Source organism: uncultured Umboniibacter sp., from assembly GCF_947497555.1.
Lineage (GTDB): Bacteria > Pseudomonadota > Gammaproteobacteria > Pseudomonadales > DSM-25080 > Umboniibacter.
The window spans coordinates 139,289-156,168 of sequence record NZ_CANMGY010000002.1 but is presented as its reverse complement, the minus strand read 5'-3'; the positions used below and the strand labels follow the sequence as shown (position 1 = coordinate 156,168).

Here is a 16,880-nt window from a genome sequence, read left to right as displayed (position 1 = left end):
CTCTATAAAGGGTGTTTTTAACTAATTATGGATTTAGTAGATCAAAAGATTGTGCGCCTGTTACAGCGCGACGCGAGGTTGAGTAATACAGAGCTTGCCGAGGCTGTAAACCTATCGCCATCGCCGTGCTCGCGACGTGTTAGAAAGCTTGAGCGGAGCGGGGTGATTACTGGCTATCATGCGCGAGTTAATCCGGTGCTAACAGGGCGTAATGTCAGTGCATTAGTGTCGGTAAAATTACGACGTAACGGTATCACTGAAGCTCAGCTCTTTGAAGCCGCTATTCAGCAGATGGATTATGTCACGGAATGTAGCACCATTACGGGTAGGTATGATTATATGCTGCGTCTTCATAGTGAGAGTTTGGAGGACCTTGAAGCCAAACTCAAAACAGAGTTGGCGGCTATTGAGGCCATTGATGACATGGAGACAACGATCATTCTCAAGTCGATAAAGCACATTTAGTAGTTGCCTAGTCTGCAAAATGCCTTATATTTGATGACTAGATTATAATGATGGCTTAATCGGTTACGAACTTCACACATGGGAGAACTTGTCTTGATGAAACGAATGAGTGCCTTCTCTTTATTGTTGGTTATCCTTTGGCTGCAGGCATGCACGCAATCATCTCAGCAAATCTCGGACCAGCAGTTACTAGCGACTGTTGTGTTGCCACCATTCAAAAGTCCGCTCGCAGAGTTGGAACATCCAATTTCAGCCGAACTAATTCAGGCAGTTTCGGAGCCCTTCAGTGATGTAACAGTTGATAAGAGTAGTCCTTCAAGACTTTCTAACACTCGGTTTCCTGTAGATCCCATTCGCGCAGAAGGCTCACGTTTACGCACGCGAGGCTCCGTAGATAATCGAAGGATGGCAATTCGTCTCAGGCAACTCGTATTCAATGATGAACGTTTTAATTGGCGTTATAGGGCATTGGTTGATAATCGGCAGGATGTTGAAGCTTTTACTGGGAATTGTTTAGATTTTGCGAGTTGGGTAGTGACTCATGCTCGCGAGTTGGGCTTGGAGGCTAACTTCGAACTTGTTAACGACAGCTCCGGCTGGGAGACCATGGATGACACCTGGATTCGCATGGATCATGCAGTAGCTGTCGTTACTGTAGGTAAAGCTAACTTTCGCTTTGATGTAACGGGCCAAGAGGCAATGGAGTCCTTATCTCAACCGCTATTAGACAGTGAGGCTCTAGGCTTACTAAGGTCAAATCAAGCCGTCTCTGCATGGCGTAGGGATGACTTAACCACTGCGGCGATTTTAGCAAAGGAGGCGGTTGAGCTTTTTCCCGAGCATGCCGGATTATGGCTTAATCTGGCAAACTTCTACCAACCGTCTTTGGCCCAAGAGACCGCTTTACTCACTCGAGCATCACAGGCGACTATTGCTCCGGAGATAGGGCTGAATGCTCTAGCTCGCTTCTATCAACGACAGGGTGATATGAGACGCGTGCGCTTTATTGAACGGCAGATCGCCAGTTATATGGAAGCTCAGCCTGTGACTCATGTGGCTCGCGCAGAGCGAGCAATTGCTAGCTCTGAGTGGACTGAAGCGATTGCGCATCTAGAGCGAGCCGTTGAACTTGCGCCGCAAGTGGTAGAGCTCCATTACTCCTTGGCGGCGCTTTATCGCAAACGGGGGTGGACGCATCGGGCGGACGTTACGTTGGCTGAAGCAAGAGAGAAGGATTCTGCCCAAGGCACCGGGATTTATTACGCAAAGTTGCGCCAATTGCATTGAGACGGTCGTCAACGACTTAGCTCGTTCCCAGAATAGAAACGACATTGGCTATGGCGTTGAGAGGAGATCTAGGATCTTTAATTGTGCCGTCCTAGCGGATGCTGACTCCCAGAGGGTATTGACTCTCTAGAGTGGCAATTCTTGCCACCGTCCTCATACCCCCTTGGGATTAATGATTCTTAGTGATGATGGTGATCGTCAGCTTCGTCAGAGTCAGCGTCCTCTAGGTGATGATGCTCGTGCTCACTAAGGTGGAGACTATCCTCATGATGATGTTGGTGTTCGGTGTCGTGACCATCCTCACCATGGTGATGCTCATGCTCCGATGAATGGCCATCCTCCCCATGATGATGTTCATGCTCAGAAATATGGCCGTCAACACCGTGATGGTGTTCGTGATCATCAAAATGGTTATCAGTGGGTTCGCTTTCACTTAATACATGGCTGTCAGTCTCGTGATGATGCTCGTCCTCGCTGAGGTGGCCATCAGCTCCGTGATGGTGGTCGTGATCATCAACATGCTGTTCAATTGCCGGCTGTTCCTTTAGTTCAACAGATGAACTACAGGCCAGTATAAAGATGAAGGTAGAAAAAATTGAGACTGTTGATTTCTTCATGCTAGTTTCCTTAAGTGCTAAAAGCTATATTAGCAGGCTAGATGAAGAACCAGATTTTGGCGACTAATTCGCGACAAGTTAGCTACTCATCGTAGGTGATTGCGTCGGTTACGCGCTCTCGGGAGAAGCGCGGAGAAGTTAGCGAGAAGTTGAACACTTAAATGGTAGGCGAAAAAAAACCTGATTCACGGAATCAGGTTTTTAATTGGTGGAGCCTAGCGGGATCGAACCGCTGACCTCAACACTGCCAGTGTTGCGCTCTCCCAGCTGAGCTAAGGCCCCTAAAGACGATGCGCAGTTTAGCAATTACTCAACACCTGTCAACCGTTTTCTACAACAAAAGCAATAGCTTAGCTGTTTTTCGCTACCGGGAGTTCACGCAGTATCATAGCGTGCTTAGGGCTAGCCTGAAGGGGCCACGGAATGGTAACAATATGGCCAGAGCCTTTGGCCTCTACGCAATCATCGCCACGCTTATCGCGCATTGCGGTTAGGCGGAGCTTATGATTACCCGCGGGCGTCATTATCTCTAGCGTATCGCCTACAAAAAACTTGTTCTTAACCTCAATGGTTGCCCAGCCATCTTGAACAAATGTTACATCGCCCACGAACTGGTGCTGATGCATTTTCGAGCTTCCATTTTCATAATTTTGCATCTCACCAGGAACGTGGCGGCGATAGAAGCCTTCGGTATAACCTCGGTTAGCGAGGGATTCCAAATCATCCATCAATTTCATGTTAAAGGGGCGCCCCGCAGCCGCATCATCAATCGCTCGACGATAAGCTTGAGCTGTTCTGGCGGCATAGAAGTACGTTTTGGTACGTCCTTCAATCTTGAGGCTATCGATACCCATCTTCATTAGACGCTCAACATGCTGAATGGCACGGAGGTCTTTAGAGTTCATAAAGTAGGTGCCAGTTTCATCCTCATAGGCAGGGATAATCTCATCGGGCTTGGTAACATCTTGCAGCACCATCTGTAACGGCTTCGGCTCGAAGGTGTTTACCTCCATATTCGCCTGAATATTCCCTTCGGCTGTTTCTTCCGCCGGGGTGGCCTGATACTTCCAGCGACAGGCATTAGTGCATGCGCCCTGGTTAGAGTCACGATGATTAATATATCCCGAGAGAAGACAGCGGCCGGAATAGGCCATGCAAAGCGCTCCATGAACAAACACTTCAAGCTCAATATCAGGGCATTCTTGGCGAATCTCTGCGATCTCATCAAGCGATAATTCTCGGCTTAGAATTACTCTACTAATACCCATATTCTTCCAAAACTTTACGGTGGCAAAGTTTACGGCATTAGATTGAACAGACAGATGAATTTCTTGATCAGGCCAAGTTTCCTTGACCATCGCAATCAGGCCCGGATCACTCATAATAAATGCGTCCGGTTTCATCGCGACGACATCTGCCATATCACGTAAATAGGTTTTCACTTTGTTGTTATGGGGAGAAAGATTGCTAGCGATAAAAAACAATTTATCTAAGCTGTGGGCTTCTTCAATCGCCGCCGCCATCACATCCATTTTATTGAACTCGTTCTCGCGGACTCGCAGACTGTAACGGGGTTGTCCCGCATACACGGCATCGGCGCCGTAGGCAAACGCGTAGCGCATCGCTCTAAGTGAACCCGCAGGGCTGAGAAGTTCTGTTTTCATTCGCTTAATCTCCTAACTGGCTCTCTTTAAGTGCTCAGTGGCTTTCGAATATCTGTAATGAAAAACCGTGTTCCAGTGCTTCTACGATTTGCCTGTTGCCAGCAACGGTTGCATGATCGCTTAGCTGTTCAGGACTGAGATGCTTCTGATCATCGAAGCGAAGCTTGTGAAAGCCTGCCTTGAGCAAATAGGCCTGAGCCAGCGCTCGAGCTCCGAATAAATCGGCGAAATTAATATAAACAATGAAAGGTTTTGATGTGCCAGCCGTGAATCCGTCTTGGTCAATACGAGCGACAGCCGTTATAGAAAAAATGTACATGGCAACTCCTTAGTTGGGCGGAGTGTAAATTAGGGCGCTAAGCGGAGCAAGCCGAGGAACTAACTATTATAGCGAGGAAAACAGGTCTTCGTGATCTAGCAGGGCATCGTAGGACGTCATTTTATGTCGTTTGACTCGCTCGGAGACCTCATGAAGGTTGCCTGAGACATTTAAGATGTGACTAAAGCACTGCCAAACTGCATTGTATATTTTGCGGTATTCAGGTCGTGTCTGTTGCAGAGATTCTAATTCAAATAATGTGAAGATCCCGGCGAGTAATCGCGAGTCATCTACGGGGCTATCAGAGTGGATTTTTCGGCACAGCTCGATGAGATAGGCTTTTAACGATCTGTGACCGAGGTTGCGGACATGAAGTAAGGCTGGGTCAGGGTGAATGTCGAACTTAAGATTCAACAGTACCTTAGGGTCTACCCGATCCGATAAATAATAGTTGTAGATCACATCCGTAACGGCATCAGAAAGTAGTAGGGCAATTTCGGCGCGTGATATAGAACGGCGAAAATCTCGTTGATTGAACTTTGCAATTAAACTGAAAATCTCGTTGAACACATTGTTTATCAAACCGGACTGCCGGCTAAATAAAATGGCAATGGTCTTTCTGAGTAAGATCGTACGATCAGGGAAATGGTAGCCAACGAGTGATAACTTGATATTTGCTTCGTCGGCAACGGCTCGAAAGGTCGTGCCGTGCACGCCCTGAGAGGCGATAACCCGCAGAGTAGCTTCTACTATATCACGTTTGGTGAGTTCACCTTTTTTCACTTTGAGCTTCCTAGTGATTCTGGCGTTTTTACGCTAGTCTAGTAATCAATTGCTACAACAATAATATACATAGCCTAGCACTAAGTTGAGGGAATATGAAAATTCTTAAGGGGTTTGGGTTAATCGGGCTACTATTGCTCGTTGTCTTCTTCGAAGATTGGCGCTGGTGGTCTTGGGAGCGGAATGACCTCAACGTTGAGGTGATTGGTCATTGGGAGCTCGAAGGAATTAGCGTTGAGCTTAATCCCTGGCATTTAATTATTCGCAATGCCGATGGTGAGATTGTCTTGAGAAATGTCCGCGGCGAGCGCTTTTTGGATGTTCACCCGCAGCCGGTGACTCTTCAAGAACACCGTGGCATGGTTTCGGCGGAGGTTGATCTTTCGTGGTCGAGTTGCGAACAGTCAGTGAGCCAAGTTTCGCTTGATAGTGATACCCCTGAAGTAATGACTATTAGCGGTCAGCTGATATGCAGCACGCAAGCATTTCCCTACCAACTGACAATAGATTCAATCAATGATCATCAGTTCACGCTTGAATTGGAACAGCGCTCAGAAGCGCTATTTGCTTCCGAGATGCTTCTCAGCTTAATGTTCGAAATGCCAACGGATGAAGCGGCGATAGGCTTTGGAGCGCAGTTTAGTCATCTTAATATGCGTGGTCTCTTGTTACCGATTATTGTCTCGGAACAGGGCATCGGCAGAGGCGTTGAACCGTTAACTTCAATGGTTGACTGGACGGCTGGAGCGGGCGGTAAATGGCATTCAAGTTATGCGCCGATACCGTGGTTCTTTACCTCGTATGGCAGAGCGTTTTGGTTGAATAATGACGAACCGAGTTGGTTTGATTTTCGCTCATCGGACCGAGCGATGATCAGCACCGCGGCTAGTCAACTCAAGATGAAAGTCTACTTGGCGGACAGCCCAAAACAGTTTATATCGGAATTTACCGCCGATACTGGGCGGATGTCAGCACCGCCGACGTGGGTGGATCAAGGCTTAATTGCAGGAGTGCAGGGCGGCAGTGAAGCCTGGTCGAAAATCGATCGCCTTCGCGCTGCGGGAGTCCCGTTAGCGGGTGTCTGGCTTCAGGACTGGGTGGGGCAACGGAAGACGAGTTTCGGTAAACAGCTCTGGTGGAATTGGGCTCTGGATACGGGGCATTACCCTCACTGGCAGCAGCAGGTTGAGCTGTTAGCTGAAGCGGATATTAGAGTTTTAGGTTATCTAAACCCCTTTCTGGTTGAATCCCCTCGCTTACCGGCGGAAGAGGATATGTGGCACCGACTAAACGCCGTCAATGCTTTTGTGGAGGATGTCGACGGAGAGCCAATACCCTTCCCAAATACTTCGTTTTCAGCGAATCTCGTTGACCTATTTCAACCCGCGGCGAGTGAGTTGTTGCAGCAAGAAGTTCGTGCCGAAATAGACGCTCTGAATTGGAGTGGCTGGATGGCAGACTTTGCCGAAGCCTATCCGGGCGAGGGCGGTGCTGAAGGCTTAGCGAAGCATAATCGTTATCCCGTTCTGTGGAGTCAGTTTAATCAAGAATTAGCCCATCAACTGCAAATCGAGGAGCCCTTAATCTGGCACCGTTCAGCTTTTACCGGGTCGGCGGGTGTTGGCGGTGTCTTCTGGCTAGGGGATCAACTGGTTGATTGGGATGAGCATGATGGTATTAAATCTGCAGTCACCGGTCTGCTATCGGCATCTCTCTCGGGTCTCTCAGTCAATCACTCTGACATTGGCGGCTACACCACCATCGATCATCCTCTTGCTGAAGTACATCGAAGCCCTGAGCTACTAAAACGCTGGCTTGAGTTGAACGCCTTTGGATTAATCTTTCGCTCCCATGAAGGGAACCTTCCGGATGTTAATGCTCAGATTTATGATGAAGAGCTGTTGGCGAGTACCCGAGCGATGACTGAAGTGTTTAGTTCGCTGGGAAGCTATCGACGACATTTATATGATGAAATGGAGCGCACCGGAATCCCGCCAGTCCGTCATCCTTTGATAGAATATCCAGATGTTACGCGTTTTTGGGGGCTTCGTTATGAACAGTTCTTTTTGGGCTCGGATCTATTAGTTGCACCTGTTCTAGATAAAGGTGTCGACGAAGTGGTGGTGATCATTCCTCCGGGCGAGTGGCGTCACTGGTGGACGGGGAATGTTTACTCGGGTACTTCGGCGGGGAAAGTTATCAAGGTTGCTGCCCCAATTGGTCAGCCGGCGGCATTTACCCGAATTGGCGGGGTACTTGATGAATAAGTTCCAAGATGACTGAGTGAGCGTCAAAGCTGATTACTGACGAAGGCTGTTTTTCCTTCGGCGTTAAAAAAGGCCATCTCCTTACGGGGATGGCCTTTTTTCGTAGCTTAAAGTCGAGCTTAACGCTTGTCTAAGGCTACGAAGTCACGCGGCGCTGCACCGGTGTAAAGCTGGCGCGGGCGACCAATTTTGTACGAGCCGCTGATCATTTCATTCCAGTGAGAGATCCAGCCGATAGTGCGACCAGTCGCGAAAATTACCGTGAACATTTCAACCGGGATGCCCAGTGCTTTCAGAATAATACCTGAGTAGAAATCAACGTTCGGGTAAAGTTTCTTCTCAACGAAGTACGGGTCTTCGAGAGCAATCTGCTCAAGACGTTTAGCGATCTTAAGAAGTGGATCGTTCTCAAGGCCGAGCTCAGCAAGGACTTCGTCACAGCACTGACGCATAACGGTAGCGCGTGGATCGTAGTTCTTGTAGACGCGGTGGCCAAAGCCCATTAAGCGGAAAGGATCGTTCTTGTCTTTAGCGCGAGCTACGAACTCATCGATCTTCGACTCATCGCCAATCTCTTCAAGCATTGTTAGAACGGCTTCGTTAGCGCCGCCGTGTGCTGGACCCCAAAGTGCAGCAATACCTGATGCAATGCAGGCAAATGGGTTTGCACCCGAAGAGCCGGCCAAACGCACGGTTGACGTTGAAGCGTTTTGCTCGTGATCAGCGTGGAGCAAGAAGATCTTGTCCATTGCGTTAGCAAGAACTGGATTAACCTTGTACTCTTCAGCCGGTGTTGCGAACATCATGTGCAGGAAATTTTCTGCGAACGATAGATCGTTTCGAGGGAAGATGAATGGTTGACCAATGCCATGCTTATAGGTCATTGCTGCTAAAGTAGGCATCTTAGCCACTAGACGAAATGCAGAAACCTCGCGATGACGTGGATTAGTGATATCTAGCGAATCGTGATAGAACGCCGACAGTGCACCGACAACACCACACATGATCGCCATAGGGTGTGCATCGCGACGGAAGCCTTTGAAGAAGTCTGCAATTGACTCGTGCACCATAGTGTGACGGGTAACAGTGTTGACGAACTCAGCCTTTTCTTCAGTTGAAGGTAGTTCACCGTTCAATAGTAGATAACATACTTCAAGAAAGTCTGATTGCTCGGCAAGTTGTTCGATGGGATATCCGCGGTGAAGCAACGTGCCCTTACCGCCATCGATGAAGGTAATTGCTGAATCAGTTGCAGCAGTTGAAACGAAACCCGGATCATAGGTGAATAAACCTTTGCTTACTAAGCTTCGGACGTCTACTACGTCAGGTCCGATTGTTCCGCTGTATACTGGGAATTCTAATGCTTCGTCCATGCCATCGATGGTAAGGCGTGCCATTTTTTCGCTCATTTAGCGACTCCTGAATCAATCTGGTTTTGAATGAGCTAATCGCTCGATCCGCAGGGCTTAATTAGTATAGACCCGGAACGGGAGAGTGGGTAAAAAACACCTAGTGTTGGTTGATACCCGCTGCGTCAACTATTCTACGATAGTTTGCTTGAGTTGGATGGCTATTCTTTAAAGATACAGTCACTCCAGCTATTGGAGCGACACTATATATAGCCGTAGAGTCATGTCAAATTTTTATAGAGGGGTTAAGGGGCTATAAATTCGCACAAATAGTGATTTTTGCGTAAAAAAAGCTAATTTAATACATCTAGTGTTGTTTTTTTTGCTAGTATTCAGCCAGCTTATAGTCCGCATACATCACTGTTTCGTATCAGTGTTTGTAAGGCGAGTGACGGGTCAATATAATCTCGTCGTGCAAGCGCTTCATGGTTAGTAGTGATCCAATATTGCTCCTGCCTATGTACAGTCCTTATAGATGCAACAAAAAAAGGTTCAGCTGTGAACAAAAATAGACCAGTCAATTTAGATATTTCGACGCTCAAATTACCCATTACTGCGTATGCTTCAATCTTGCATCGCATTAGTGGAGTGTTTTTGCTACTTGGTGTGGCCGTCCTCCTCTGGATGCTCGACACTTCACTTTCAAGTCAAGAAGGCTTTAATCAAGTCAAAGAGTGCTTGTCATCTCCGGTCGCAAAGGCTGTTCTATGGTTTGTATTAGTCGGCCTCGGCTACCACATGATTGCCGGCGTTCGCCATTTGCTCATGGATCTTGGCCTAGGTGAGACGCTTGAGGGTGGTCGTTTGGGTGCGCGCATCGTGATCGTGTTAGCCATCGTACAAGCAATCTTCGTGGGGATATGGTTATGGTAAAGTCAGTTACTAGTCTCGGTCGCAGTGGCGTCGCCGATTTCGTTATCCAGCGTCTTAGTGCTGTGATTCTTCTTGCCTTCTTTCTCTATGTTGGGTTCATTGTGCTCTGCACTCCTGAGTTAACTTACTCAGCATGGTCAGCAGCTTTTCAGCCAATATGGGTGAAGGTCTTCAGTTTGCTAGCTATTCTCTCACTTGCAGGTCATGCATGGATTGGTTGGTGGGCAGTATTATCTGACTATGTCACCGAGCGCATGATGGGTGCAAAGGCAACCGTTCTTCGCCTTGTGCTTCAACTGATTGGTTTCATTATTCTTGTTTTTTATATGGTCTGGTCGTTCCAGATTTTGTGGGGTTAACAGATGACTACGATGCGTACTATTTCTTTTGATGCTGTCATTGTAGGCGGCGGTGGTGCCGGCATGCGTGCTGCACTTGAGCTATCAAAATCCGGTTTCAAAACGGCCGTTGTATCGAAGGTTTTTCCTACTCGTTCGCACACGGTTTCCGCTCAGGGTGGTATCACCTGTGCAATCGCAAGTGAAGATCCAAATGATGATTGGCGCTGGCACATGTATGACACCGTTAAGGGGTCTGATTACATTGGTGACCAGGACGCGATTGAGTACATGTGTAAGATTGGGCCGGAAGCGGTTTTCGAACTCGAGCACATGGGTTTGCCATTTTCTCGCACCGAGAATGGCCGCATTTACCAGCGTCCGTTTGGTGGTCAGTCAAAGAATTATGATGTGAAGCAGCAGGCTTCTCGTACGTGCGCAGCAGCGGATCGTACGGGTCACGCTCTTTTGCATACGCTTTACCAAAATAACATGGAAAACAAAACTGTTTTCCTTAATGAGTGGTACGCCGTTGATATCGTCAAGAACGAAGACGGCGACACGACGGGCGTTATCGCCATCTGTATGGAAACTGGTGAGACTGTTTACGTGAAGGCGAAAGCTACCGTAATGGCTACCGGTGGTGCAGGTCGTATCTACGCTTCAACCACTAACGCTCACATCAATACCGGTGACGGTATCGGCATGGCGCTTCGTGCTGGTTATCAGGTTCAGGATATTGAAATGTGGCAGTTCCACCCAACCGGTATTTGGGGTGCGGGTACGCTAGTAACCGAGGGTTGTCGTGGTGAAGGTGGCTATCTAGTCAATAAAGATGGCGAGCGTTTCATGGAGCGCTACGCGCCGAATGCGAAAGATCTTGCCTCGCGTGACGTGGTTGCACGCTCGATGACGCTAGAAATTCTTGAAGGTCGCGGTTGTGGCGAAGATGGCGATCACGTTTATCTTAAGCTTGATCATTTAGGTAAGGATATTCTTTACTCTCGCCTTCCGGGTGTTTGTGAACTGTCTAAGACCTTTGCACACATCGATCCAGCAGATGGTCCAATTCCAGTCGTCCCAACCTGCCACTACATGATGGGCGGAATTCCGACCAACATTGATGGTCAAGCTTTGGCCATGGGTGATAACGGCGAGCTCGAAGTTATTGGCGGTCTTTATGCCTGTGGTGAAGCGGCTTGTGTTTCAGTTCACGGTGCTAACCGCTTAGGTGGTAACTCGTTGCTTGACTTGGTGGTCTTCGGACGTGCATCAGGCTTGGCAATTGAGAAGGCGCTCCGTGAAGGTATTGAGATGAAGGAAGCGCGCGATAGTGATATCGATGCCGCAATGTCCCGCTTGAATAAGGTTAATGGCTCAGAGAACGGTGAAGGTGCAGCAGCGCTTCGCAAGGAACTGCAGACCGTTATGCAGAACTACTTCGGTGTCTTCCGTCGTGGTGACTTCATGGCAACGGGCATTGAAAAGCTAAAGGATCTTCGTGAGCGTATTGAAAACGTCTACGTTGCTGATAAGACCCACGCGTTCAACACTGCTCGTATTGAAGCACTTGAGTTGCAAAACCTACTTGAAGTTGCTGAAGCGACGGCTGTTGCAGCCGAGGCTCGTACCGAGAGTCGTGGTGCTCACGCACGTGATGATTTCCAAGATCGCGATGATGAGAATTGGTTGTGTCACACCATGTACAACCCACTGACTAAGTCAATTGCTAAGCGCGATGTTAACTTTGAGCCGAAGACTGTTCCAACCTTCGAGCCAAAAGCACGTACTTACTAATTAAGGGGAAGATCAGAGATGTTGAAAGTAAGCGTATATCGCTACAACCCAGAAGTCGACGCTGCCCCATACATGCAAGACTTTGAAGTTGATCTTAAAGGTAAGGATGTCATGGTACTTGATGTACTAGGCATGCTTAAGGAGCAGGATGAATCCATCACTTACCGTCGTTCGTGTCGAGAAGGTGTTTGTGGTTCAGATGGTATGAACATGGGCGGTAAGAATGGCTTGGCATGTATTACTACCGTGAGCTCAGCTTCACGTGGTAACAAGCTTGTTATTCGACCGTTACCGGGTCTGCCAGTAGTACGCGATCTCATTGTTGATATGAGTCAGTTCTACGCGCAGTACGAGAAAGTTACGCCGTTCCTTCAGAACAATACGCCGGCTCCAGCTATTGAGCGTCTTCAGTCACCTGAAGATCGTGAGAAGCTAGATGGTCTGTATGAGTGTATTCTGTGCGCCTGTTGTTCAACGAGTTGTCCTTCGTTCTGGTGGAATCCAGACAAGTTCATTGGCCCTGCTGGACTTCTTCAGGCCTATCGTTTCTTGGCGGATAGCCGCGATACAGCCACCGAAGAGCGCCTTGCTCAGTTAGATGATCCCTTCAGCGTTTTCCGTTGTCATGGTATCCAGAATTGCGTCAATGTATGTCCGAAGGGTTTGAACCCGACGCGTGCGATTGGTCATATTCGCACAATGTTACTTCAGCGCGCAGTTTAAACTGCGCGTTATTGATTAAGGAATTCGTAGAAATTCCAGACGCTTGAAATATCTGACGGCAATGTCTTTAGTTATGGTCTTAACTTAGTATGCGACTAATTACGTACCTAGGTTGACATTGCAACTTGTGTCTCTAGCGTTGATAATCCCTCGTAGTAAAGGTCGGTGAATAGGATCATCGGCCTTTTTGAGGATTAAATGTGGTAAAAATCGGCGGTTTACACGCCCATAAGTGGTGGACTTGCAATGCAAGATAACTCTATGGAAGCGCTTTTGCGTACCTCGCACCTGTCAGGTGGAAATGCGAGCTATGTTGAAGAGCTTTACGAAAGCTATTTGCTTGACCCGAACGCGGTCCCAGAGGACTGGCGCGGTTACTTCGAAAAACTCCCTCGCGTGGAGGGCTCACACGCCCAAGACGTTCCGCACTCCGAAATTATTCACCAGTTTGAATTAATGGCCAAAAATCAGAGCCGCCCACTTGTTGTTCGTGGCGAAGGCAGTGCTGATATTGAGCATGAACGCAAACAGGTTGCGGTCATGGAGCTCATCGCTGGCTATCGCTCGCGAGGCCATCAAAAGGCCAAGCTCGACCCGCTAAATCTTACTCAGCAGGAATATGTACCTTGGTTAGAGTTGGCTTACCATAAGCTCTCTAATGCTGATTTGGATACCATGTTCCAAACTGGTTCAACCTTCTTTGACCTCAAAGAGGCTAGCCTTAAAGACATTATTTCAGCGCTTGAGGCGACCTACTGTGGCCCGGTTGGCGTTGAGACGATGCACATCACGGATCTGGATGAGAAACGTTGGTTGCAGCAGCGCACCGAAAGTGTTCGCGCGAAGCCGGCTTATAGCACTGAGGTAAAGCAACATTTGCTTGAGCGTATGAGCGCTGCCGAGGGCTTAGAAAAGCATCTTGATTCAAAGTACCCAGGCACCAAACGCTTTGGTCTTGAAGGAGCCGAGAGTCTGATTCCAATGCTGGACGAAATGATTCAGCGCTCAGGCTCACACGGTGCTAAAGAAATCGTCATTGGTATGGCGCACCGAGGCCGTTTAAACACGCTCGTTAACATTCTGGGTAAGAATCCTGCAGATCTCTTTGATGAGTTCGAAGGCAAGACGCTGGTCGAGACTTCCGGTGACGTAAAATACCACCAGGGTTTTTCTTCCAATGTGATGACCTCCGGTGGCGAAGTCCACTTAGCGATGGCGTTTAACCCTTCCCACCTTGAGATTGTTTCCCCGGTAGTTGAAGGTTCGGTCCGCGCTCGTCAAGATCGCCGACAGGATGAAGTTCGCAATACGGTGGTACCCATCGTTATCCACGGTGATGCGGCGTTTGCGGGTCAAGGTGTGGTTCAAGAGACTTTCCAAATGTCTCAGACGCGCGCTTATACCACGGGTGGCACCATTCACATCGTGCTCAATAACCAGGTTGGTTTTACTACTAACAACCGTGAAGATGCTCGTTCTACTATGTACTGTACTGATGTGGCGAAGATGATCGAAGCGCCAATCTTGCATGTAAATGGTGACGATCCAGAAGCGGTGCTCTTCGTGACTCAGTTGGCGGTAGATTACCGCAACGAGTTTAAGAAAGATGTTGTCATTGACTTGGTGTGCTACCGACGCCGAGGTCACAACGAAACGGATGAGCCGTCGGCTACTCAGCCCCTCATGTACAAAGTGATTAAAACGCATAAGAGCGCGTTTACCAGCTACTCGGCAAAGCTTGAGAATGAAGGGATTATTCCCGCTGGCTTTGGTCGTCAGTTAATGAACGAGTATCGTGAGAAGCTTGACTCGGGTAAAGATGTCGCGAATGCCCTAGTATCTGAGCCCGATTCGTCGCTGTTCGTTGATTGGACGCCGTATTTAGGGCATGACTGGGATGCGGCAGGCGACACTAGTTACCCAATTGCCAAGCTAAAAGAGTTAGGTCAGAAGCTGTGTGAAGTGCCAGACGGCGTAGTGATGCAGCGTCAGGTTACCAAGATTTATGAAGATCGTCGTAAGATGGCGGCTGGCGCACTCCCGATTAACTGGGGTATGGCCGAGCTTCTCGCTTACGGAACCGTCCTAGATCATGGCGCCAGCGTCCGTTTAACGGGGCAGGATGTGGGTCGTGGTACCTTCTCTCACCGTCATGCAGTGGTTCATTCGCAGAAGGATGGTTCATCCTATATTCCGATGAAGCACCTTGCTGACGAACAGCCGCGCTTCACGATTAACGATTCACTGTTGTCGGAAGAAGCGGTCTTAGCGTTTGAATATGGCTACTCAACAACTCGCCCGAATGCGCTAGTTATCTGGGAAGCTCAGTTTGGTGACTTTGCGAACGGCGCACAGGTTGTTATTGACCAGTTCATCACGAGTGGTGAGCACAAGTGGGGCCGTTTGTGTGGCCTAACTATGTTGCTTCCGCACGGTTATGAAGGTCAGGGTCCTGAGCACTCGTCGGCACGTTTGGAGCGATTCCTCCAATTGTGTGCAGAGCACAACATTCAAGTTTGTATACCTACCACCCCGGCGCAGGTGTTCCATATGTTGCGCCGCCAGGTTGTTCGACCAATGCGTCGTCCATTAGTGGTGATGAGTCCTAAGTGGATTCTTCGTCATCCATTGGCAACGTCATCGTTGGAAGATTTAGCAAAAGGTGGTTTCCAGAACGTCTTGCAAGATCCTGCAGCGGATCCTGCTAAGGTGAAGCGCGTGGTACTTTGTTCCGGTAAGGTCTACTACCATTTGGTAGAGGCTCGCGAAGAGACTGGTCAAGATGATGTAGCGTTCATTCGTCTGGAGCAGTTATATCCGTTCCCTCATGAAGAGCTAGCCGCAGCGTTGGCACCTTACAAGAACCTAAAGGATGTTGTGTGGTGTCAGGAAGAGCCAATGAACCAAGGGGCTTGGTACTCGAGTCAGCACCACTTGCACCGTGCCGTAAATGAGCATGATTCGGCATTAGCATTGAGCTATGTGGGTCGTGAGGCTTCGGCCGCACCGGCGGCAGGTTCAATGAGTTTGCACCTTGAACAACAGAAGCGTTTCCTAGCGGACGCACTAAGCGTATAATTATTGAACACTTGATGGGTAGTCCCACAAAACAAGCGAGCATATAAACAATGGCTATTGAAATAAAAGCACCAACTTTTCCCGAGTCAGTTCAGGATGGCACCATTGCCGCGTGGTTGAAGCAACCAGGTGAAGCAGTTGAGCGTGACGAACTGATTGTTGAGATCGAAACCGACAAAGTAGTACTCGAAGTGGTTGCGCCCGCTGATGGCGTTCTTGAGTCCCAACTGTTCGGCGAAGGTGACACAATTCAGAGCAACGAAGTGATTGCAGTGATTGCAGAAGGCGCAGCGGCTGCTGCCCCGGCTGCTGCAGCACCCGCTGGTGACGCGGCAGAGGAAGCAACCGTTACCGTAGGTGACAAAGTGTTATCTCCAGCAGCACGTAAGTTAGCGGCAGAGAAGGGTATTGACCCAGCAGCTATTACGGGCACTGGCAAAGGTGGATTGGTTACGAAAGAAGACGTCGTAAACTTCAAAGCGGCACCCGCTAAGGCAGCGCCAGCTAAATCCGCGGCACCTGCGGCAGAGCTTGAGCTTCCAGTGGGTGAACGTACTGAGAAGCGTGTGCCGATGACGCGTATGCGTAAACGTATTGCCGAGCGTCTACTTGATGCGAGTCAGAGCACTGCCATGCTCACTACCTTTAATGAAGTTAACATGCAGCCAGTTATGGAATTGCGCAGCAAGTACAAAGATCAGTTCGAGAAAGTTAACGGCGGCACTCGCCTAGGCTTCATGAGTTTCTTTGTTAAGGCCGCTACCGAAGCCCTTAAAAAGTTCCCTGCAGTCAACGCGTCAATTGATGGTAACGATATTGTCTACCATGGTTTCCAGGATGTTGGTGTGGCTGTTTCTACGGAGAAGGGGCTAGTTGTTCCGTGTCTTCGTAACGCAGAAAACATGAGCATGGCTCAGATCGAAAACACCATTCGCGATCTTGGTCTTCGCGGTCGTGATGGTAAGTTGACGATTGAAGAAATGTCAGGCGGAACCTTCACTATCACTAACGGTGGTGTGTTTGGTTCACTGATCTCCACACCGATTCTGAATCCACCTCAGGCCGCTATCTTGGGAATGCACAAAATCCAAGATCGTCCAATGGCTGAGAACGGTCAGGTCGTAATTCGTCCGATGATGTATCTTGCGCTTTCTTACGATCACCGTTTGATCGATGGTAAAGAAGCGGTCGGTTTCCTCGTTACAATTAAAGAATTGCTAGAAGATCCAGCTCGCATCCTATTGGGTGTGTAATTAAAGG

At 48.8% G+C, this 16,880-nt stretch carries 14 protein-coding genes and 1 tRNA gene; 9 read left to right on the top strand and 6 right to left on the bottom strand.

All coding sequences use genetic code 11. The features are described 5' to 3' along the window. Positions 1-27 precede the first annotated feature (27 nt). Positions 28-465, top strand: coding sequence for an Lrp/AsnC family transcriptional regulator (locus Q0698_RS03555; protein ID WP_298633803.1), 438 nt, complete (start codon positions 28-30; stop codon positions 463-465). 96 nt (positions 466-561) lie between these two features. Beyond that, on the top strand, positions 562-1,752 hold the full coding sequence (locus tag Q0698_RS03550) for a hypothetical protein (protein ID WP_298633801.1): 1,191 nt from the start codon (positions 562-564) through the stop codon (positions 1,750-1,752). Positions 1,753-1,931: 179 nt separating this feature from the next. Here Q0698_RS03550 and Q0698_RS03545 read toward each other — a convergent pair whose 3' ends face one another. The 5 genes from Q0698_RS03545 to Q0698_RS03525 all read right to left on the bottom strand — a co-directional run bounded on the left by Q0698_RS03545 (position 1,932) and on the right by Q0698_RS03525 (position 5,135). After that, complete coding sequence (locus Q0698_RS03545; protein ID WP_298633799.1) at positions 1,932-2,369, bottom strand: hypothetical protein; 438 nt, start codon at positions 2,367-2,369, stop codon at positions 1,932-1,934. A 206-nt stretch (positions 2,370-2,575) separates the two neighbouring features. Beyond that, positions 2,576-2,651 (bottom strand) — tRNA-Ala (locus Q0698_RS03540). A 68-nt stretch (positions 2,652-2,719) separates the two neighbouring features. Beyond that, positions 2,720-4,033: a tRNA 5-hydroxyuridine modification protein YegQ gene (yegQ, locus tag Q0698_RS03535; protein WP_298633797.1), complete on the bottom strand. Its 1,314-nt coding sequence runs from the start codon at positions 4,031-4,033 to the stop codon at positions 2,720-2,722. Positions 4,034-4,067: 34 nt separating this feature from the next. Then, complete coding sequence (locus tag Q0698_RS03530) at positions 4,068-4,352, bottom strand: hypothetical protein (protein ID WP_298633795.1); 285 nt, start codon at positions 4,350-4,352, stop codon at positions 4,068-4,070. Between the two features lie 66 nt (positions 4,353-4,418). Further along, a complete protein-coding gene (locus tag Q0698_RS03525) occupies positions 4,419-5,135 on the bottom strand; it encodes a TetR family transcriptional regulator (protein ID WP_298633793.1) in 717 nt (238 codons plus the stop codon). A gap of 95 nt (positions 5,136-5,230) precedes the next feature. Between Q0698_RS03525 and Q0698_RS03520 the strand changes: the two genes are divergently transcribed. Then, positions 5,231-7,402 carry an alpha-glucosidase gene (locus Q0698_RS03520; RefSeq protein ID WP_298633791.1) on the top strand — a complete coding sequence of 724 codons (2,172 nt, stop codon included), beginning with the start codon at positions 5,231-5,233 and terminating at the stop codon, positions 7,400-7,402. Positions 7,403-7,521: 119 nt separating this feature from the next. Here Q0698_RS03520 and gltA read toward each other — a convergent pair whose 3' ends face one another. Next, positions 7,522-8,811: a citrate synthase gene (gltA, locus tag Q0698_RS03515; protein WP_298633789.1), complete on the bottom strand. Its 1,290-nt coding sequence runs from the start codon at positions 8,809-8,811 to the stop codon at positions 7,522-7,524. 498 nt (positions 8,812-9,309) lie between these two features. On the opposite strand from gltA, the gene sdhC reads away from it, so the two are divergent. The 6 genes from sdhC to odhB all read left to right on the top strand — a co-directional run bounded on the left by sdhC (position 9,310) and on the right by odhB (position 16,873). Beyond that, the gene (gene sdhC, locus Q0698_RS03510; RefSeq protein ID WP_298633788.1) at positions 9,310-9,684 is read left to right on the top strand and encodes a succinate dehydrogenase, cytochrome b556 subunit; all 375 of its coding nucleotides are present in this window, start codon (positions 9,310-9,312) and stop codon (positions 9,682-9,684) included. Further along, positions 9,678-10,043 carry a succinate dehydrogenase, hydrophobic membrane anchor protein gene (gene sdhD, locus Q0698_RS03505; RefSeq protein WP_298633785.1) on the top strand — a complete coding sequence of 122 codons (366 nt, stop codon included), beginning with the start codon at positions 9,678-9,680 and terminating at the stop codon, positions 10,041-10,043. The genes sdhC and sdhD overlap by 7 nt, the downstream gene beginning before the upstream one ends. Before the next feature lie 3 nt (positions 10,044-10,046). Beyond that, positions 10,047-11,819: a succinate dehydrogenase flavoprotein subunit gene (gene sdhA, locus Q0698_RS03500; protein WP_298633783.1), complete on the top strand. Its 1,773-nt coding sequence runs from the start codon at positions 10,047-10,049 to the stop codon at positions 11,817-11,819. Positions 11,820-11,837: 18 nt separating this feature from the next. Continuing rightward, complete coding sequence (locus tag Q0698_RS03495; RefSeq protein ID WP_298633781.1) at positions 11,838-12,542, top strand: succinate dehydrogenase iron-sulfur subunit; 705 nt, start codon at positions 11,838-11,840, stop codon at positions 12,540-12,542. Positions 12,543-12,788: 246 nt separating this feature from the next. Further along, positions 12,789-15,620, top strand: coding sequence for a 2-oxoglutarate dehydrogenase E1 component (locus tag Q0698_RS03490; protein WP_298633778.1), 2,832 nt, complete (start codon positions 12,789-12,791; stop codon positions 15,618-15,620). 50 nt (positions 15,621-15,670) lie between these two features. Next, positions 15,671-16,873 carry a 2-oxoglutarate dehydrogenase complex dihydrolipoyllysine-residue succinyltransferase gene (gene odhB / locus Q0698_RS03485; RefSeq protein WP_298633776.1) on the top strand — a complete coding sequence of 401 codons (1,203 nt, stop codon included), beginning with the start codon at positions 15,671-15,673 and terminating at the stop codon, positions 16,871-16,873. The last annotated feature ends 7 nt before the right edge of the window (positions 16,874-16,880 follow it).

What these genes read in the sequence shown, in the direction of transcription:
- Q0698_RS03490 (WP_298633778.1), top strand. Translation starts at nt 12,789, where the DNA reads ATGCAAGATAACTCTATGGAAGCGCTTTTGCGTACCTCGCACCTGTCA.
- Q0698_RS03495 (WP_298633781.1), top strand. Translation starts at nt 11,838, where the DNA reads ATGTTGAAAGTAAGCGTATATCGCTACAACCCAGAAGTCGACGCTGCC.
- odhB (WP_298633776.1), top strand. Translation starts at nt 15,671, where the DNA reads ATGGCTATTGAAATAAAAGCACCAACTTTTCCCGAGTCAGTTCAGGAT.
- Q0698_RS03545 (WP_298633799.1), bottom strand. Translation starts at nt 2,369, where the DNA reads ATGAAGAAATCAACAGTCTCAATTTTTTCTACCTTCATCTTTATACTG.
- gltA (WP_298633789.1), bottom strand. Translation starts at nt 8,811, where the DNA reads ATGAGCGAAAAAATGGCACGCCTTACCATCGATGGCATGGACGAAGCA.
- yegQ (WP_298633797.1), bottom strand. Translation starts at nt 4,033, where the DNA reads ATGAAAACAGAACTTCTCAGCCCTGCGGGTTCACTTAGAGCGATGCGC.
- Q0698_RS03520 (WP_298633791.1), top strand. Translation starts at nt 5,231, where the DNA reads ATGAAAATTCTTAAGGGGTTTGGGTTAATCGGGCTACTATTGCTCGTT.
- Q0698_RS03550 (WP_298633801.1), top strand. Translation starts at nt 562, where the DNA reads ATGAAACGAATGAGTGCCTTCTCTTTATTGTTGGTTATCCTTTGGCTG.
- sdhD (WP_298633785.1), top strand. Translation starts at nt 9,678, where the DNA reads ATGGTAAAGTCAGTTACTAGTCTCGGTCGCAGTGGCGTCGCCGATTTC.
- Q0698_RS03555 (WP_298633803.1), top strand. Translation starts at nt 28, where the DNA reads ATGGATTTAGTAGATCAAAAGATTGTGCGCCTGTTACAGCGCGACGCG.
- Q0698_RS03530 (WP_298633795.1), bottom strand. Translation starts at nt 4,352, where the DNA reads ATGTACATTTTTTCTATAACGGCTGTCGCTCGTATTGACCAAGACGGA.
- sdhA (WP_298633783.1), top strand. Translation starts at nt 10,047, where the DNA reads ATGACTACGATGCGTACTATTTCTTTTGATGCTGTCATTGTAGGCGGC.